This window comes from Streptomyces botrytidirepellens, assembly GCF_003721215.1.
Lineage (GTDB): Bacteria > Actinomycetota > Actinomycetes > Streptomycetales > Streptomycetaceae > Streptomyces > Streptomyces himastatinicus.
On record NZ_RIBZ01000121.1, the window covers coordinates 1 to 16,822 of the forward strand.

The following is a 16,822-nucleotide window of genomic DNA, read 5'->3' on the forward strand; positions in this document are numbered from 1 at the left end:
TGCACGCCCCACATGTGGTCCCGGAAGTGGCGCTTGATCTCGCCCACGACGGTCGGCACGGCATAGCTCGCGAAGGCGCTGCCCCGGTCCGGCTCGTACCGCTTGACGGCCTTGACCAGGCCGAGCATCGCCACCTGCCGCAAATCCTCCGCGGACTCACCGCGGTTGCGGAACTGCCGGGCCAGCCGCTCCGCCATCGGCATCCAGGCCCGCACGACATCCTGCCGCAGCGCCTCCTTCTCGGGCCCCTCGGGCAGAGTGGCAATGCGCCGGAACTCGGTGGAAGTGTCGGGAGCGTCGTCGTGCGAGTGCTTGCTCCGTGTGCGTACGACAGTCATGCGCCGATCTCTCCCTCTGAAGGCAGGAATGAGCATCTGGGAGAGATCTGCCTGCCGGGAGCGCTGAACAGAGCACACCCCGAGCAGCCGAACCGCTCCCGTGGGCGTGCCTCTGTTCCGAAGCACGTTGATGCGCCTGCCCGGCGCGAGCACCCGCAAACAACCTCATCGTGTGGCCCGCAGGTTGACCGGGTGCCCCGATCACACGCTGACCCGGTGGCTGGTGGTTGTCGGGCAGCGTCCGGTTCGGCGCTCGGGGCGCCACCCGGCGACGAGCGCGCCGGCGAGCAGGAGCTCGGCGATGTCACCGCCGTAGTACATGATTTCCGCCGCTCCCCGGACTTCGACGGCAGGGGCCGGGATGTCGACCCAGAACCCGCCGTACATCAGCTGCGACAGCCCTGCGTGGAGGGCGATGGCGCAGCCGAGCCACACCAGGCGAACCGGTACACCGGGGCGCCTGGCGGCAGGGTCGGGCCCCGCGATGACGTGGGCGAAGACGCAGCCGGACAGCAGGAAGTGGGCGTGCATCAGCCAGTGCCCGGGCGGCCAGTTCGTGGCGGAGCGGTACAGCGGGGTGAAGTAGAGCACCAGCAGGCTGCCGGAAGCCAGCAGCAGCGCGGTGGCCGGGTGTGTCAGGAGCCGGGCGGGGCGACTGTGCAAGGCCGTGGCCAGCCGTCGGCCGTGGGCGGTGGGCAGGTTCCGCAGGAGCAGGGTGACGGGGGCGCCGAGGACGAGGGCGAGCGGGGCGTACATGCCGATGAGAAGGTGCTGGGCCATGTGGCCCCGGAAGTCGGTGTGCGCGAGAGGAACCAAGGGCGGCAGCAGCGCCACGGCCAGCAGGAGACCCCCGGTTGCGAAGGAGGCCGACCGCCACCGGCTCCAGCCCCGCGCCGGGTTGCGGAGCCTGGCCCGATGGGCCAGCCGAAGATAGCTGCAGACGCACAGGAGCATGAGGGTGGCGGGCAGCGCGGCCTCCAGGACGCCGCTGCCCGCACCGTGGCCGGTGTGCGGGTGGCCGCCCATCAGTCAGGCCGTCCGGGCTGCCGGATGTCCGGGGCTTCGGGGTCGAAGGGGCGCCCGCCCCGCTGGAGCCCGTAGCCACCGACGAACAGCAGGGCTCCCAGCACGAGGAAGCCGATGTCCCACCACATCTGGTGCGGCCCGCCGTGCACATGATGGATTCCGAGTAGCTGGTGGTCCAGCACGCCTTCGACGAGGTTGAACAGGCCCCACCCGGCCAGGATCCATCCCCACAACACCCGGGAGGACCACACGCGGCGGCGGTGATGGGTGACGCGGGAGTAGAGGACCGCCAGGCCCGTCAGGACGGCGAGCCAGCACACGGTGTGGAAGATGCCGTCCCAGACCGTGTTCATCTCCAGGCCGGAGACGGAGTGCGGGCTGTAGTACTTCACCCCGATGCGGTCGTGGTTCGTACTGGTGAGCATGTGGTGCCACTGGAGCAGCTGATGCAGCATGATGCCGTCGACGAACCCTCCGAGCCCGACTCCCAGGATGATTCCCGGCAGTTGAAGACCGCGGGCCGCCCTCTCCGGTGAGGCCCCGTCAGCAGTCGTCGCCATCAGCTGTCTCCCATCCTCCAGGGGTGAGCGGATCGTCCGTCACCGTGCGTTTCCCGCCGTGGTCGCTGGTGTCACACCGGGGGCGGAAGTTCCCCCTTCCGTGTGCGGGCACTCGCCGGGGCGAAACCCACCCGAGCGACGCGGACAAGGAGCGCGATGAAGGCCCTGACATGGCACGGCAAGGCGAACGCTTGGAACGGGCACGCAGGCATGGCGTCCGCGCACTCGATGTCCAGCACCACGACGTCGTGGCAGCCGCCCGTGACCTCACCGGCGGCCGTGGACCCGACTCGGTCATCGACGCGGTGGGCCTGGAAGCCCACGGCGCTCCGGTAGCCGCCGGGGCCCAGCAGAGACAGGCGGGCCGAGCGGTCCTCTCCTCCTGCCCGGGACTACCCGGGGCCCGCTTCGGCCGCCACCTGGCGAAGGGTGCGCCGGGTGCGTACGGACCGGGCCCTCGCCGGATCGGGGGTGCCGTGCCGGGAGCCTCGGGTGTCGTCCTTCTTCACCAGCAGCCACGTTTCCCGGTCCGTGCCCTGGCGGATGCGGGTGAGCGCGTACCCGCCATGGAGTTTGTGGCCCTGTAGCCGGAACGAGACATGGCCGCGTTCCAGGGCCTCGGCGAACGGGATCTCCTTGCCCCGGCGATCCGTCGACGTGCTGCGGTACGTCCCCTCGTCCCACAGAATGACGGTGCCCGCCCCGTACTCCCCTTCGGCGATGGTGCCCTCGAAGTCCGCGTATTCGAGCGGATGGTCTTCTGTGGGCATGGCGAGCCGTTTGTCGTGCGGATTGCCGGACGGCCCCTTGGGGACGGCCCACGACTTGAGGACGCCGTCCACCTCGAGGCGGAAGTCGAAGTGCGTGGTGGTCGCGTCATGGATCTGCACGACGAAGGAGGGCTTCCGGCCCGGACGCCCGTCGCGGCTCGCGCCGCCCTTCGGTTCCGCCGACCTCCCGAAGTTCCGCTTGCGCCGATACGCCCCAAGGGCATCGGTCGTCGTCATGGTTCCCTCCTTCGGACGCACGGCCCTCCCCACCGGCCGCGTCGGGCCATCGCGGCCCGAGTACCCGCCGTGCCGGGCGTATGCGCACCTGCCCGGGCCGATCCGGTGGCGGCGCGGCCCCTTGCGGTCAGGCGGTGCTTCCCGCCGACGTACCGCTGGTCTTGTGTGTGCACTCGGTGGCGTGGTGGAGCATGTCGCAGGAGTGCTCGGCTTCCTCCATCAGCCGGGTGGCTTCCGCCAGGAGGATGCCGTAGGGACGGGAGGGGTCGTTCAAGGCGAGTGAGGAGCTCTGTGCGCGGTCGACCAGCCGCTCACGCTTGTCCTGGACCGTCGTGGCGGCCGCGCACAGCTCTTCTGCCCGGCGCGGTAGCCGGTCCTCGTCGATCTCGCTGAAGGGGCGGGTGAAGTGGGCAAACGCTTCGAGCAGGTCGGCGTAGTCGCGCAGGAAACGGTTGCACTCGTTACCTTCTTCGTTCTGTGGCCACTGGTGGAGGGTGCGGGTGAGGGAGGCGAGCTGGTGGGTGACGCGTTCCAGCGCGTCGATGACGTCCCGGTACGCGCAGAAGTCCGTGTGCCGCCTGTTGCGGGGCAGCAGCCGGCGGGGGTTGTAATGGCGGCTCTCGACCGCGGTGTGCAGTGCCGTACGAGCCTGGCTGACCAGCCAGGCGATCTCGGTGGCGCGCTGCCGCCACTGCCGGGCCCGCTCTTCGTCGAAGCCGTGCTCGCGCAACGCGGGGTGGATGTCCGCCAGGAGGGCGGACAGGTCCCCCGCAAGGGTGTGGATGCCGGACTCGGCGCTGCGGTAGCGCATCGGCGGCCACAGAAGGAGGTTGACCGCCACGCCGATCGCGCAGCCGATCGCGACCAGGAGGATGATCTGGCCGAGTTGATCGACGCTCTGGCGCATGCCGGCAGAGGCCGAATAGGTGGAGAAGGCGAAGAACGCCGCGGTCGCCACCTCGGTCCCCTGGGCTCCCAGATGCCGCCACCGGCCGATTGCCAGGGTGATCAGCGCCACGAGTACGAACGTGATCAGGCCGGGCCCGGCCATGATGCCCAGCCCGGCCTGCACGAAGACCCCGGCGCAGACCGCGGCCAGATAACGCAGGGCTTGAAGCATCGACTGGTAGACGGTCACCTGCATGATCAGCACAGCCGAGAACGGCGCGAATGCGGGGGTCTGCGCGGCCACCAGGTCATGTGCCACATACCACGAAGCGGCCGCCGCCAGCGTGCTCTTGCCGATCAACTCCAGGGCCTGCGGCCCACGTCCCACCACCGACTTGGCCCGCCCCAGCCACTGCCACGCCCACGTCCACCCGCCGTGCGGCACCATCGTCCCCTCTCGCGTTGCCCTCCCGTGCTCGCCGACCGGTGAACGCCGAGGTGGTGGGCCCTCCCGGTCCCCTGCCCCGGTTCCCCTTTTCGCGGTCGTCGCACCGAAAGAGAGCCGGTGGTTTGACGTCGGTGCGCTGGGCTAGGAGAGTCAGTGACCGAGGTGCTTCGGACAGCAGGCACACCTGGCGGGAGCCGCGCGCACGCGCTATGGGCCCCAGATGTGTCGTGTTCGGCCTCCCGCCCTGCTGAACGGCAACGAGCGCAGGGAGCAGAGCGGATGACACCGATCAGCACCACACCAGCGCACGCCCGCAACCGTCACGACGACGCCCCTGACACCGCGGCCGACTTCGAGCGGATGGCTGCGGACCCACAGCACCGGGGGATTCCGGCTGTCGCCTGACGTCCCGCGCCACCCGTCAACGACGACAGAGAAGGAGCCAGCCATGCTCATGGCCCACCCCGCGGTTCTCGCCGACCTCGTCCAGCAGTACGAAACCCTCTACGCCCTGCACGCCGAGAACGGCGGCCCGGAGGCCCAGCAGCGCCTCGACGACATCGTCTACACGCTGTGCACCGCCACCGGCACCCGCGACATCGACGCTGCCCTGATCGCCGCCCGCCACCAGCTCCCCGGCGCCCGAGCCGAAGACGACTCCGTCCTTGCTCCGGACGCATGAACAACCCTTCGGGTTGACCGGCATCGCACCGCCCCGCGAGGGCGGTGCGATGCCGCTCAGCGGCCGAGCGCCTTGGCCAGCTGTTGCTTGGTCATGTTCGAGCGGCCCTCGATGCCACGCTGCTTGGCCTCGTTGTACAACTGGTCGCGGGTGGGGCCCTTGGGACCGCGGTGGGAACGCTCGCCACCTCGCTGCGGCGCGGACTTCCGGTCCTGCGTCGACGTCTTACTGGCGGACTTCGCCTCTCCCGAGCGAGCGCGTTCCTTATTGACGGTGCGGGAGGCGATTTCCTTGGCACGGCCTGTTGACGTACCGCGTTTCTCCGCGCCTTCCTTGATGTGCTCGTACTGCCGTTCCCGCTTACGGCTGGCTCCTGTAGGCATTGTTCGACCTTTCTTTCGGTATCACGAAACGGCGGCCCAGGCGGCCCGAGTGCCCCTCGATTCCCGTTTATAACCAGCATGCTGCTGGGGGTAAAGGACACGCAGAGGGGTACTGGGCCGCCGGACATCGGGGCGATACCCAGGGAGAGCCGGTGAGCGTGAAGAACATCTTTGTGATCGGTATGGACGAGGCCAATCTGCCCAGTCTGCGCGAGGTGCCCGATGCACGGGAGTACCGATTTCACCCCCTCCTCAACGTTGAGGAGTTGCAAGTCGGCGAGGTGTCCGTGGCCGATCTCATGGAGAAGGCGGAGAAGGTTCTGGATGCCTTCGACGGCCGTATCGACGCCATCGTCGGCTACTGGGACTTCCCGGTGAGCACTCTCGTGCCGCTCTTGAGCGAGCGCTACGGCACGCACAGCACCAGCCTGGAGTCCGTCGTCAAGTGCGAGCACAAGTACTGGAGTCGGCTGGAGCAGCCCGCGGATGACCTGGCAACCGTCCCGTTCGCACAGGTCCGCCACCGCCTGCTCGAACTCACCGGCGGCCATCGCCTCGAAGTCGGCCTCCCCGAGAGAGCCTCCCCCGGAGGGAGCGGGGGCGATACGGCGGCGGCGAATCATGAGGACGACGCACAACACCAGCAGCCCCATGGCCACGGCGGCGACAGGATGATCCTCGGCCGCGCCGCCACTGGCTCTTGCGGCGACCCCCACCGCGAGGAGAACGATGGCGATCAGTCCGAAGCAGAGCGATAGATTCCGCAGGCTGAAGGCGTACTGACGCCCGCTGCGCGGCCGACGGCCGGGAGTGGCCATGGGTGGCAGTCCCCCTCACATGGTGACATCAAGATCGTCACTGCCGACTGCCCCGGTACGCCGCCTCCACACCCGGTGCGGATCAGCTCTGTCGCAGGCCGCGGTATCCACCGCGCATAGCGCGTCGGCTGAGGGGAAGCCGATAGTCAGGCGCCCCAAACACCATTTCGGCTCTCTGACGAGGAGATGTCTGCCATGCCTTCCGCCCTGCACCACCTGGACCGGGGACTGCGCCTCATCGGGATGTCCCGGAGGAAGCGCCCGACCGGCACCCCGTCCCGTCTGGGCCGAGGTCCTCACGGAGTGACCGCCGTAGCGGTCGTTCGGCAGGCCGTGCGCACACTTCGCGCACGGTCCGGCTCGACCCGACGGAAGTAGCGGGCCGGGGCCGTGCCGATGGCTCGGGCGGGCGAGCAGTGACTCCGCATCGACCGGCGCGAGTGGGGTAGCCGTGCGGACGTGCTGAGACTCGTGTTGGTGACTGGTCCCGCGCTGGCGGTGGCGCTCGGCGCGGCTCTCGCGTGGTGCGTATCGGCGTGGTGGTGGCTGCTGGTCGTCGTGGCCGCGGCCATGACGGCCGTGGCGGTACGGGACGTGGTGCAGCGCGAGCACTCCGTGCTGCGCAACTATCCGCTGCTCGGGCACCTGCGGTACCTGCTGGAGGCGATACGGCCGGAGCTCCAGCAGTACTTCATCGAGCGGAACTACGACGGCCGCCCGTACGACCGCGATGTGCGCAGCATCGTGTACGAGCGGGCGAAGGGCGTGGATGCCGAGGAGCCGTTCGGAACGGAGCGGGACGTCGGTGCCGCGGGCTACGAGTTCCTGGTGCCGTCGCTGGCCCCCAGAGCCACGCCGGACCAGCCGCCCACCGTGCGGGTCGGCGGGCCGGACTGTAGCAAGCCCTACGACATGGCGCTGTTGAACATCTCGGCGATGAGCTTCGGTTCGCTGTCGACCAACGCGATCCTCGCTCTCAATCGCGGTGCGGCCCAGGGCGGTTTCGCGCAGGACACGGGTGAGGGCGGGCTTTCGGAATACCATCTGCGCCACGGTGGCGATCTGATCTGGGAGATCGGCACCGGGTATTTCGGGTGCCGGACGGACGACGGCGACTTCGAGGCGGCCACGTTCGCCGAGAAGGCGGCCCATGACCAGGTGAAGTGTGTCTCCCTCAAGCTGTCGCAGGGCGCGAAGCCGGGCATGGGCGGGGTGCTGCCGGGCAGCAAGGTCAACGCGGAAATCGCGAAGGTGCGCGGCGTGCCCCAGGGGCGGACCGTGGTGTCGCCTCCGTACCACCGGGTGTTCTCCACGCCCCGCGAGCTGGTGTTGTTCATCGCCCGGATGCGGGAGCTGTCGGGCGGCAAGCCCACCGGCTTCAAGCTGTGCCTCACGTCCCGTCGGCAGTTTCTGGCCGTCTGCAAGGCGATGCTGAGCGAGGGCGTCACCCCGGACTTCATCGTGGTGGACGGGGCGGAAGGGGGCACCGGCGCGGCTCCGCTGGAGTTCGCCGACCATGTGGGCACGCCGCTGACCGAGGGCCTGATCACCGTGCACAACGCCCTGGTCGGCGCGGGGCTGCGGGACCGGATCAGGATCGGCGCCAGCGGCAAGGTCGCCACCGGGAGCGACATGGTCAAGCGGATGGTGCAGGGGGCCGATTACACCAACGCGGCGCGGGCGATGATGTTCGCCACCGGGTGCATCCAGGCCCAGCGCTGCCACACCAACACCTGCCCCGTCGGGGTGGCCACGCAGGACCCGAGGCGGGCCCGCGCCCTGGATGTGGGTGACAAGTCGGCGCGCGTGGAGCGGTTCCAGCGGGCCACGGTCCACGGCGCCCTCCAGATCATGGCGTCCATGGGCGTCCATGACCCCGCCGAGCTGCGTCCGCACATGCTGCGGACGCGGGTCGACCCCTTCACCGTCCGCTCCCACGCGGAGCTGTACGAGTGGCTGGACCCCGGGCAACTGCTCGCCGATCCCCCGGCGACATGGGCCGAGGACTGGGCCGCCGCCGACCCCGACCGCTTCACGGTCTGACCCGGCTCTTCGTCCGCGGACTCCTCGAGGGGCCGTCAAGGAGAACCCGAGCCGGTCGCGTTCTCTGGCTTCCATGTGTTCGTGGCGCAACTTACGCTGCGCTCGCGCTGCGCTTCCGGCAGCGCGCACCCGCGCCGCACCTGGAGGTCCATTGATGCGTCCCACCCGTCGTTCGTCCGGCAGGACTTCGCCGTTACGGTCCCGGTCCCGTGCCGTGGCCGTGCTGATCGTGCTGGCGGCCACCCTCGCCTCCGCACTGTTGACCGTGTCCGTCACACCGACCGCAGCCGCCGGACGGCAGCCCACCGGCAACGCTTCCGCCCTCGCACGGATCCCGAATCCGACCACCGCTTCACTCGAGGCCACGAACGGGCCGCTGGCCACTGCCACCTACACCGTCCCCCACCCGAGCGGGTACGGATCCGGCACGATCACCTACCCGACGGACGACGGCCCGTACCCGGGCGTCGTGCTGATGCCGGGCTATCAAGGCACCCAGCAGAACCTTCAGTGGCTCGCGCCCCGCCTCGCATCCTGGGGCTTCGTCGTCATCAACGTCGGCACCCACACGCTGAGCGACGATCCCGCGTCGCGCGGCCGCCAGATCAGCGCCGCCGGCACCCAGCTGCTCTCGCTCAGCTCCGCCGTCGGCAACCCGGTCCACGGCAAGGTGAACGGCACGCTCGGTGCGGCTGGTCACTCGATGGGCGGCGGCGGTGTGATGGTGGCCCTCCGGGACGACCCCCGCTTCAAGGCGGGCGTGCCCCTGGCCCCGTACAACCCGAACCAGAACTTCTCCGGCGTCACCGACCCCACCTTCTTCATGACCTGTCAGAGCGACCCCGTCGCCCACGGCAACACCTACGCTCTGCCCTGGTACAACTCCATGTCCCAGGCCGAGAAGCTCTACATCGAGGTTCCCGGCGACCACCTCTGCCCCATGACCGGCTACGGCAGCAAGGCCAAGCAGGGCAAGTGGATCGTGTCGTTCTTCAGCCGCTGGCTGTACGGCGACACCCGCTTCAGCCCGTTCCTGTGCGGTGCCGCGCGGGAAGCGGACAAGACCAACCCCTCCCTTGTCACGCGCTGGCAGGACACCTGTCCGTTCTGAGTGGGTACTCGCAGGGCTCCTGCGGTCCACCGCAGGAGCCCTGCCTTCCGGACCTGGGTTCGGTTCGCTTGTAGGCATCCCACAAATCACCACACCCGCCCGGACAGCGAGAAGTGACTCGACGGGGGCAACGCGCACTTCGATGACACCCGGCGCCGGGAGAAGGCCCGGCGTGACGTTCGTCCAAGGTGGGCATCTCCAGACCGTATGCGTAGCAAGCGCTGACCGGCCGTGACGGGCCTCCAACAGCAGTCTGCTGATGACTTCGCCTCAGCATCACCCAACGGGGCCCGACCACTCCCCTCAGCCATCGGATAGAGGCCATCGCTCGAAGCTCCGCGGGTAGACCCAGCGGTACCGATGTACCGCCTCGGACCAGTCGGCGCTGGAGGCCTTTTCAAGGCAGCTCGGTCCGGAAAATACAGAGCTACCCCAGGGTAGTTGCAAAGTCGTGTGATCTGACGCTGTGCGGCTTCGACGCCTCCGACGACTGCGAACCCACCGGCGAAGCCGACACCGAAGAGCCCGCCGGAGAGGACGATGGCGGTGGGGCCAGGGTCAGTCGAGCAAGCCGGCTTGGTGAGCGAGGATTGCCGCCTGCACCCGGTTGGCGAGGTCCAGCTTGGTGAGGATCCGGCTGACGTGGGTCTTCGCCGTCGCCTCGCTCATGTAAAGCGTGGCCGCGATCTCGGTGTTCGACAGACCGCCGCCGACAGCGACCAGTACCTCTCGTTCCTTGTCCGTGAGCACTACGAGTCGCTGCTCAGCGTCGCTGTGCCGGTCCGGTGTCGGCTCGGCGAACTTCCGGAGCAACCTGCGGGTGATGCGCGGGGAGATCATCGCGTCGCCGCGCGCTGCACTGCGCACCGCGGCGAGCATGTCGTCGGCCGACGCGTCCTTCAGCAGAAACCCGACGGCGCCGTTGCGGAGCGCGGTATGCACGTACTCGTCGAGGTCGAACGTGGTGAGCACGACGACGTACGGCGGCGGGTCGAGCCGTGCCATCCGCTCGGTCGCGGTCAGCCCGTCGCCTCGCGGCATCCGGATGTCCATGAGTACGACGTCGGGCTGGAGCGTGCGTGCGAGGCCGACGGCCTCGACACCGTCGGACGCCTCGCCCGTCACCGTGATGTCGGGTGCCGCCTCCAGGATGGTGCGCAGCATCGAGCGCACCATCCACTCGTCGTCGACGATCAGTGTCCTGATCGGACCGACCGGAGAGGTCATCGCTCCTCCTCCCGGGAGATCGGCACGTCGGCGATCACCTCGAAGCCGCCGTCGGGGGTGGGGCCGGCGGTGAACTCGCCGCCGACCAGCCGCACCCGCTCCGCGAGCCCGAGCAGTCCGTGCCCGCCGACCGGCAGCGCAGCATCGGTGACCGGCCGCCCTGGGCCGTTGCTGACATACAGTCGCAGCAGGTGCGGGGTCTGCTGGATGCGTACTCGGGTCCGTGCTCCCGGCGCGTGCTTGTGCACGTTGGTCAGCGCCTCCTGGACGAACCGGTAGGCCGTGTGGTCCACAAGCAGCGGGGGCCGCTCCCCTGCCTGGTTCGTCACGTCGAGGGTGACGGGGATGCCGATCCGCCGGGACTCCTCAATCAGGGCGTCCAGATCGGCCAGCCCCGGCTGCGGAGTGAGCGGGGCGTCGTCGTCGTTGCGCAGGACTCCCACCAAGGAGCGGAGTTCGGCGAGTGCCTCGCGCCCGGTCGCTCCGATGTGTTTCCCGATGGTGACCGCGTCCTCGCTTTTGGACACCTGAAGGGCCGTGGCCTGCAGCACCATCAGGGAGACCCGGTGGGTGACCACGTCGTGCATGTCCCGGGCGATCTGAGCCCGTTCGTCGCTTCGGGCCTGCGCGACGCGGTGCTGCTGCTCGCGTTCGATGCGCTGTGCCCGCTCCCGGATGCGTTCCACCAGTTCGCGCCGGGTGCCGACGTACATGCCCAGAAGCGCCGGTGCGACACACACCGCGATGCTGATGGGAATCGCGCCGTCGGCGCCGGCGAACCGCCAGATCGGGATGCCCACCAGGACTGCGGATGCCAGCGTGCCGACGGTGACCTTGGGCCATGCGGTGGTGCGCTCGGCCAGTGTGTACAGCGCGACCACGACGGCCATATGAGCCGACACGAGAGCGTTCGCCAGCAGTGATCCCGCCAGCAGGATCACCGGAAGCCTGCGCCTCCACCAGGTCAGCAGCCCGACTCCGACAGCGAACGGGACGCCGAGCCACAGCGGCGGGAAGCGGTCGTCGAGTCCGGCGAGGCTCGGCCCGAAGAAGTCGTTGGTACCGAACCCGCCGGTCGCCGTGAACACCGCGACGACGAGCGCGACTGCCGTGTTGGTCACGGGGCGGCGGCCGTACCAGGGGGCCGCCGGGTGCATGTCATGCGCTTTCATCGTGCTCCCAGGCTAGGCGCCCTTGCTGGTGTGCGCGTCAGCAGAAAGCTGTACGCAGAAAGTTGTACACAGCACCGGCGAATCATGGCTGTTGTGACGATCGGCTTTCCCGGATCGGCCGACGCCCCGGCATGGCACCGCCGACAACGCTGGTCGCATGGTCATCCAAGAACGGCTCGGCCGATGGCTCAGCCCCAGAAACCTGCAGTTCGCCTTCGGAGTCTTCGCACTCGCCGCGGGGGCCTTGACCGCACTGCGACAGGACGCTGCCCACCCCCTGTTCCAGACCGCCGGGACAGTGGGGTACGCAGGTGCCGCGGTGCTCTCCTTCGCCAGCTGGTTCACACTTCACCGCGCAGCGAGCGCCGCGCGCGCCCGGCGGATCCTGATCGTCTTCCACCTGCTCTTCATCCCCGCGCAGTTCCTTTTCCTGCTCGCCCACCAGGTGCCGTGGCTCGGCATGCTGCTGTCGACAATGATCACGGTCGGGCTGAAGCCGCGTTTCCCGCGGCTCGGGCGGACGTCGCGCAAGGTGTGGCTGACGCTGCACATCGGCATCGGCGTCGGCTGGCTGGGTATCTCCCTCGCCATGCTCGCCCTGTCCATCGTGGGGGTGACCACGGACAGTCACGAGGTACGGCACGCCGCCTATGTGTTCATGGACACGTTCGACGTCGCCCTGGCGATCCCGAGCGTCTTCCTGGCGATCATCACCGGCGTGGTGGTATCGCTCGGCACGCCCTGGGGGCTGATCAAGCACCGCTGGGTGCTGACCAAGCTGATCATTGCGCTCAGCCTGCCAGTCCTGGCGACGTTCGAGGGCTCGTGGATCGAGACGCTGGCCGAGCGCACCGAGGACGCTGCCGCCGAGCCGGGAGGGACCGGGATCCTGCTGGTCGGCGCCATGGCGCTGTTCCTCTCCTTGCTCTGGACCGCGACGATCCTCTCCGTCTTCAAGCCCGGCGGCAGGACCCGCTGGGGCGCAGGGAGAACAAGCGAGGGCGGTCCTCGGAGAGGGCCGTAACGGTGGGTGCCATCCAGGCGGTCGCCGACGGCCCTGTCGCACTGGACCTCGCGGCGGCCGACTGGACCCAGTTGCCGGCCTGAAGCCCGGCGGGCACATTGACCTGATACTGCCGTCCGGTCTCGTGAGGCAGTACTCCCTGTGCGGTGACCCGGCAATCACGGACCACTATCGCATCGCGGTCCTGCACGAGGCGGACGGGTGCGGTGGATCAGCTGAAGTCCATCGGCTCGCACCGGGCACCGCCCTCAAGATCCGCGGGCCTCGCAACCACTTCCCGCTGGTCGACGCGCCATTTCGTCTCTTTGTCGCCGGCGGCATCGGGATCGCCCCGTTCGTACCGATGGTCGAGCAGCTGGCGGCCAAGGGCGCGCAGTGGCACCTGGTCCACCGCGGCCGGTCCCTGGCCGCGATGGCATTCGCCGAGCGGCTCGCCCAGTCCCACCCACAGCGGGTGACGATCTCGCCGGCCGACCAGCAGCGGCGGCCCAACCTGGAGGCGATCCTGCGCGCGGCGCCCGCAGGAACCGCGGTCTACTGCTGCGGCCCCGAGGCGATGCTCAACGCGGTCGAGGCGCTGATGCCCACCTCCTGCCCGCAGGGAACACGCCACGTGGAGCGGTTCGCGGCGAGCTCTCGCGCCGGTGAGACCCCCGACGCACCGTTCGAGGCCGAATTGCGCAGGTCGGGCCAGATGGTGCAGGTGTCGGCCGACCGAAGCCTGCTGTCGGCACTCCAGGACATCGATCCGCGCCTGCAGTTCTCCTGCGAGAACGGGCTGTGCGGCAGCTGCCAGACCCGCGTGCTCGCCGGCATTCCGGACCACCGGGACGACCCAGCCGATCGTCCACCGCCCGGGGCAACGGCAGTTCTGTCACTGCCCGACGTAGTCGACTGAGTTTGATTCGGCCTTGGTTGAGGCCGCCGTAAAGGGCTCCGTGGCCACGGCGATGTTCAGGTGCGAGCGCGAGGTCGACCAGTGTCTTCGCCGGCCCGTCCGTGCACAACGGAGCATCGCACAACTCGAACAACGCATCGCCCCGAGCGGTCAAGCAGGCGTCGGCTCCGTCCGGCCGAGGCGTCATGGGCCGACCGCCGTCTGCTGCGCTTCCGGCCGACCGGGGGCGAACAGCGCGGCGGCCGCGGCATGGTGCACCGACTCCAGCACCGTGCGCTGGCGCCGCGCCCGGTTCAGCAGCTCGGTGAGCCGATCCGCATCCAGGCGGGTGTCCTGCTCGGCCGCGGCCAGCAGCGAATGCCACAGCATCGCCTTGCCCTCCACCCCGAGCCGCAAGCCCTCCAGCTCGACGAGCGTGCTGAGCCCCGAACGATGGCGCAGACGGCCATTGGGCTTCAGCCGCCCGGCCTTCTCGCCCAGCCATCCCGCACAGAGCTTGTAGCGGCGTACGGGCACCTCAAGGTCGGCCATGATGTCCAGGAGCGCCTCCCGGTCCCCCACGATCTGTGCGGCGATGTCCTCCAGGTCGCCGCCGAAGGCCGACTGCCGGTGCTCGCGGGCCGTCCGGCGAGCGAGCTCCGCTCCGCCCGTCGCTCCCGCCGCATGGTCGTTGAGGTAGATGCCGAGCACGCGGGGGGATGTGCTGGGCTCGTTCATGATCGCCCTCCCGGATCGGGCAAGGTTGTATCAGGCAACGTGCCCCTCCGGAGTGCCCAGACACCGCCGCCTCAACCAGCCCCCTGGCCTCTCCTGGGAGACGCGCAAGGGCCGACGGGCCGCCGACAATCACTTCGGTCGCGGTGACAAACCGGAGTGCGGCACCCGCAGCCCCCTTTTGGCAGGACCACTCTGCGCATCACCCAAACGCGCCGCCTTATGAGAGTTGTTGCGAGCTCCGGTCAAGCTACACAGGTGCATGACCTGCACTAACTAAGGCAAGGGCATGTACCGTCTTGCCCTCGGACGAAATAGGCGAGCGCATGACGACAGCGATCGAACCTCCGGCCCCGGTGCCTGTCTCGTACCGTAAGCGGGGCGAAATCCTGGTCACCTGGATCACCACAACCGATCACAAGAAGATCGGTCATCTCTACCTGATCGCCTCGTTCGTCTTCTTCCTGTTCGGAGGGGTCCTCGCGCTGGTCATGCGCGCCGAGCTGGCCCGTCCCGGCATTCAGATCCTGTCGAACGAGCAATACAATCAGGCGTTCACCATGCACGGCACGGTCATGCTCCTGCTATTCGCCACGCCGACGTTCGCCGGTTTCGCCAATGCGATCATGCCCCTGCAGATCGGGTCCCCGGACGTCGCCTTCCCCCGCCTCAACATGCTGTCGTTCTGGCTCTTCCTCTTCGGCGGACTGATGGTGGTCAGCAGCATGCTGCTCATCCCGGCAGGGACCGCAGATTTCGGCTGGACCGCCTACGCGCCTCTCAACAGCATGGAGCGGACACCGACCATCGGGGCCGACCTTTGGATCATGGGATTGGCCCTGGCCGGGTTCGGCACGATCCTCGGTTCGGTCAACTTCATCACCACGGTCCTGTGCATGAGAGCCCCTGGGATGACGATGTTCCGCTTGCCGATCTTCACCTGGAACATTTTGTTCACCTCGGTGCTCGTGCTGTTCGCCTTTCCTGTCCTGGCCGCAGCGCTCCTCGTCCTCGAGGCAGACCGGCGGTTCGGCTCGATGGTTTTCGCCGCGACGACCGGGGGGCCGCTCCTGTGGCAGCACTTGTTCTGGTTCTTCGGGCATCCCGAGGTCTACATCATCGCTCTGCCCTTCTTCGGCATCGTCACCGAGATCATCCCAGCATTCGCCCGCAAGCCGATTTTCGGATACACGGGACTCATTGGCGCCACGATCGCCATCACCGGCCTGTCCCTGACGGTGTGGGCGCATCACATGTTCGCCACCGGGGCCGTACTGCTGCCCTTCTTCTCCCTCATGACCTTCCTGATCGCAGTGCCGACCGGCGTGAAGTTTTTCAACTGGATCGGGACCATGTGGAAAGGTTCCCTCAGCTTCGAAACCCCGATGCTGTGGTCCACCGGATTCCTCGTTACATTCCTGTTCGGCGGCTTGACCGGTATTATTCTGGCGTCCCCACCCTTGGACTTCCATGTCACCGACAGCTACTTTGTGGTAGCACATTTCCACTACGTCGTATTCGGCACCGTGGTCTTCGCCACCTTCGCAGGCTTCTACTTCTGGTGGCCCAAGATGACCGGCACCATGCTTGACGAACGCCTGGGAAAGATTCATTTCTGGACCCTGTTTGTCGGGTTCCACACCACGTTTCTCCTCCAGCATTGGCTCGGGGCGGAAGGTATGCCCCGCCGTTACGCCGACTATCTGGCCGCCGACGGTTTCACCGAACTGAATACTGTCTCCACCATCGGCGCATTCCTGCTCGGCCTCTCGACGCTGCCTTTCCTCTACAACCTCTGGAAGACCGCCACGTTCGGAAAACGCGTCGAAGCAGATGACCCGTGGGGCTACGGCCGGTCCCTCGAATGGGCCACCTCCTGCCCGCCCCCACGCCACAACTTCTCCACCTTGCCGAGAGTCCGATCCGATTCACCCGCCTTCGACCTGCACCATCCCGCCATCGCCGCGCTCGACCAGGCACGGCACACGGGTCGGCGCGATGTCGTCGAACCCGAGGAAGGCCCTGCCCGCCCGGGCAGGGCCGGCGGGCACCCATGAGCCCGGAGACGGGCCACAACCACGAGGCGGCCGCAGGCCTCGTTGAGCTCGAGGGCCTCCTGGTGGCCGCCCACCACCGCCAAAGAGCCGACGAGGAGGGCGAAGCATTCGCCCGCCGCATGCCCTGGCTCACCACCCATCAGCACCAAGAGGTCGCCCGGCTCTACGCCGACTGCCACGTGGCACTCACCAAAGAGATATTGCGTACCGTCATCAGCCGCAGCGAGGATCTCAAAGCCGAGTACTCGCAGCGCTACGAACTGCTCAAGAAACGGTTGCTCGTAGCCGCGTTGGCTTCACTGATCGCACTCGCCATGCTGATGGCGACACTCCAATACGGATACCTCTCATGACCCCCTCCGGGGAGCCTGGCGGCGAGCCACGCCGGGGCCTCCGACTGGGCCCCGTTCCGAACCAAGGCCACCG

Annotated in this window: 17 protein-coding genes and 3 pseudogenes; 10 read left to right on the forward strand and 10 right to left on the reverse strand. The window is 68.3% G+C overall.

What is annotated here, in order from left to right; all coding sequences use genetic code 11:
* From EEJ42_RS09325 to EEJ42_RS09335, 3 genes are all read right to left on the reverse strand, one after another.
* The coding region (locus EEJ42_RS09325) for a sigma-70 family RNA polymerase sigma factor (protein WP_123099532.1) at positions 1-338 on the reverse strand (338 nt) is incomplete at its 3' end.
* A 201-nt stretch (positions 339-539) separates the two neighbouring features.
* Positions 540-1,367, reverse strand: a complete 828-nt coding sequence (locus tag EEJ42_RS09330; protein WP_425472865.1) for a cytochrome c oxidase assembly protein — start codon at positions 1,365-1,367, stop codon at positions 540-542.
* Positions 1,364-1,924 (reverse strand): DUF2243 domain-containing protein, encoded by a 561-nt coding sequence (locus EEJ42_RS09335; protein ID WP_123099502.1) that lies wholly within the window; start codon positions 1,922-1,924, stop codon positions 1,364-1,366. The genes EEJ42_RS09330 and EEJ42_RS09335 overlap by 4 nt, the downstream gene beginning before the upstream one ends.
* Before the next feature lie 185 nt (positions 1,925-2,109).
* Between EEJ42_RS09335 and EEJ42_RS52640 the strand changes: the two are divergent.
* Positions 2,110-2,277: pseudogene (locus tag EEJ42_RS52640) on the forward strand (glutathione-dependent formaldehyde dehydrogenase); the annotation flags it as partial.
* A 39-nt stretch (positions 2,278-2,316) separates the two neighbouring features.
* Here EEJ42_RS52640 and EEJ42_RS09345 read toward each other — a convergent pair.
* Positions 2,317-2,931 (reverse strand): DNA polymerase ligase N-terminal domain-containing protein, encoded by a 615-nt coding sequence (locus EEJ42_RS09345; RefSeq protein WP_123099503.1) that lies wholly within the window; start codon positions 2,929-2,931, stop codon positions 2,317-2,319.
* 127 nt (positions 2,932-3,058) lie between these two features.
* The gene (locus EEJ42_RS09350; protein ID WP_123099504.1) at positions 3,059-4,267 is read right to left on the reverse strand and encodes an FUSC family protein; all 1,209 of its coding nucleotides are present in this window, start codon (positions 4,265-4,267) and stop codon (positions 3,059-3,061) included.
* Between the two features lie 279 nt (positions 4,268-4,546).
* On the opposite strand from EEJ42_RS09350, the gene EEJ42_RS53785 reads away from it, so the two are divergent.
* Together EEJ42_RS53785 and EEJ42_RS09355 are read left to right on the forward strand one after the other, a co-directional pair.
* Complete coding sequence (locus EEJ42_RS53785) at positions 4,547-4,672, forward strand: hypothetical protein (RefSeq protein WP_281291419.1); 126 nt, start codon at positions 4,547-4,549, stop codon at positions 4,670-4,672.
* Between the two features lie 43 nt (positions 4,673-4,715).
* Positions 4,716-4,949, forward strand: a complete 234-nt coding sequence (locus EEJ42_RS09355) for a DUF5133 domain-containing protein (protein ID WP_123099505.1) — start codon at positions 4,716-4,718, stop codon at positions 4,947-4,949.
* A gap of 56 nt (positions 4,950-5,005) precedes the next feature.
* Here EEJ42_RS09355 and EEJ42_RS09360 read toward each other — a convergent pair whose 3' ends face one another.
* Positions 5,006-5,332, reverse strand: a complete 327-nt coding sequence (locus EEJ42_RS09360; protein WP_123099506.1) for a plasmid stabilization protein — start codon at positions 5,330-5,332, stop codon at positions 5,006-5,008.
* 182 nt (positions 5,333-5,514) lie between these two features.
* On the opposite strand from EEJ42_RS09360, the pseudogene EEJ42_RS09365 reads away from it, so the two are divergent.
* The 3 genes and pseudogenes from EEJ42_RS09365 to EEJ42_RS09380 form a co-directional block, all read left to right on the forward strand.
* A pseudogene (locus EEJ42_RS09365) lies at positions 5,515-5,811 on the forward strand (ATP-grasp domain-containing protein); the annotation flags it as partial.
* Positions 5,812-6,720: 909 nt separating this feature from the next.
* Entirely contained in the window at positions 6,721-8,193 is a 1,473-nt protein-coding gene (locus EEJ42_RS09375; RefSeq protein WP_425472866.1) for an FMN-binding glutamate synthase family protein, read from the forward strand.
* A gap of 214 nt (positions 8,194-8,407) precedes the next feature.
* Entirely contained in the window at positions 8,408-9,304 is an 897-nt protein-coding gene (locus EEJ42_RS09380) for a poly(ethylene terephthalate) hydrolase family protein (RefSeq protein ID WP_246096271.1), read from the forward strand.
* 558 nt (positions 9,305-9,862) lie between these two features.
* Here the strand turns inward: EEJ42_RS09380 and EEJ42_RS09385 are convergent.
* Together EEJ42_RS09385 and EEJ42_RS09390 are read right to left on the reverse strand one after the other, a co-directional pair.
* Entirely contained in the window at positions 9,863-10,531 is a 669-nt protein-coding gene (locus EEJ42_RS09385) for a response regulator (protein WP_123099509.1), read from the reverse strand.
* On the reverse strand, positions 10,528-11,703 hold the full coding sequence (locus EEJ42_RS09390) for a sensor histidine kinase (protein ID WP_246096273.1): 1,176 nt from the start codon (positions 11,701-11,703) through the stop codon (positions 10,528-10,530). The genes EEJ42_RS09385 and EEJ42_RS09390 overlap by 4 nt, the downstream gene beginning before the upstream one ends.
* Before the next feature lie 157 nt (positions 11,704-11,860).
* Between EEJ42_RS09390 and EEJ42_RS51735 the strand changes: the two genes are divergently transcribed.
* Together EEJ42_RS51735 and EEJ42_RS51740 are read left to right on the forward strand one after the other, a co-directional pair.
* A complete protein-coding gene (locus EEJ42_RS51735) occupies positions 11,861-12,727 on the forward strand; it encodes a hypothetical protein (protein WP_221179344.1) in 867 nt (288 codons plus the stop codon).
* Between the two features lie 343 nt (positions 12,728-13,070).
* Positions 13,071-13,625: a flavin reductase family protein gene (locus tag EEJ42_RS51740; protein ID WP_246096288.1), complete on the forward strand. Its 555-nt coding sequence runs from the start codon at positions 13,071-13,073 to the stop codon at positions 13,623-13,625.
* Here EEJ42_RS51740 and EEJ42_RS09400 read toward each other — a convergent pair.
* Positions 13,564-13,812 (reverse strand): annotated as a pseudogene (locus EEJ42_RS09400) (transposase); the annotation flags it as partial. The gene EEJ42_RS51740 and the pseudogene EEJ42_RS09400 sit on opposite strands and share 62 nt — an antisense overlap.
* Positions 13,809-14,342 (reverse strand): hypothetical protein, encoded by a 534-nt coding sequence (locus EEJ42_RS09405; RefSeq protein WP_123099510.1) that lies wholly within the window; start codon positions 14,340-14,342, stop codon positions 13,809-13,811. The gene EEJ42_RS09405 and the pseudogene EEJ42_RS09400, both read right to left, overlap by 4 nt.
* Positions 14,343-14,665: 323 nt before the next feature.
* Between EEJ42_RS09405 and ctaD the strand changes: the two genes are divergently transcribed.
* On the forward strand, positions 14,666-16,396 hold the full coding sequence (ctaD, locus tag EEJ42_RS09410) for an aa3-type cytochrome oxidase subunit I (protein WP_123099511.1): 1,731 nt from the start codon (positions 14,666-14,668) through the stop codon (positions 16,394-16,396).
* Positions 16,393-16,749 (forward strand): hypothetical protein, encoded by a 357-nt coding sequence (locus tag EEJ42_RS09415; protein WP_123099512.1) that lies wholly within the window; start codon positions 16,393-16,395, stop codon positions 16,747-16,749. The genes ctaD and EEJ42_RS09415 overlap by 4 nt, the downstream gene beginning before the upstream one ends.
* Positions 16,750-16,822: the final 73 nt, after the last annotated feature.

Bases quoted from the DNA above. Each gene is read 5' to 3' on its own strand.
- EEJ42_RS09335 (WP_123099502.1), bottom strand. From the start codon at position 1,924: ATGGCGACGACTGCTGACGGGGCCTCACCGGAGAGGGCGGCCCGCGGT.
- EEJ42_RS09345 (WP_123099503.1), bottom strand. From the start codon at position 2,931: ATGACGACGACCGATGCCCTTGGGGCGTATCGGCGCAAGCGGAACTTC.
- EEJ42_RS09350 (WP_123099504.1), bottom strand. From the start codon at position 4,267: ATGGTGCCGCACGGCGGGTGGACGTGGGCGTGGCAGTGGCTGGGGCGG.
- EEJ42_RS53785 (WP_281291419.1), top strand. From the start codon at position 4,547: ATGACACCGATCAGCACCACACCAGCGCACGCCCGCAACCGTCACGAC.
- EEJ42_RS09355 (WP_123099505.1), top strand. From the start codon at position 4,716: ATGCTCATGGCCCACCCCGCGGTTCTCGCCGACCTCGTCCAGCAGTAC.
- EEJ42_RS09360 (WP_123099506.1), bottom strand. From the start codon at position 5,332: ATGCCTACAGGAGCCAGCCGTAAGCGGGAACGGCAGTACGAGCACATC.
- EEJ42_RS09375 (WP_425472866.1), top strand. From the start codon at position 6,721: ATGACGGCCGTGGCGGTACGGGACGTGGTGCAGCGCGAGCACTCCGTG.
- EEJ42_RS09385 (WP_123099509.1), bottom strand. From the start codon at position 10,531: ATGACCTCTCCGGTCGGTCCGATCAGGACACTGATCGTCGACGACGAG.
- EEJ42_RS09390 (WP_246096273.1), bottom strand. From the start codon at position 11,703: ATGAAAGCGCATGACATGCACCCGGCGGCCCCCTGGTACGGCCGCCGC.
- EEJ42_RS51735 (WP_221179344.1), top strand. From the start codon at position 11,861: ATGGTCATCCAAGAACGGCTCGGCCGATGGCTCAGCCCCAGAAACCTG.
- EEJ42_RS51740 (WP_246096288.1), top strand. From the start codon at position 13,071: ATGGTCGAGCAGCTGGCGGCCAAGGGCGCGCAGTGGCACCTGGTCCAC.
- EEJ42_RS09405 (WP_123099510.1), bottom strand. From the start codon at position 14,342: ATGAACGAGCCCAGCACATCCCCCCGCGTGCTCGGCATCTACCTCAAC.
- ctaD (WP_123099511.1), top strand. From the start codon at position 14,666: ATGACGACAGCGATCGAACCTCCGGCCCCGGTGCCTGTCTCGTACCGT.
- EEJ42_RS09415 (WP_123099512.1), top strand. From the start codon at position 16,393: ATGAGCCCGGAGACGGGCCACAACCACGAGGCGGCCGCAGGCCTCGTT.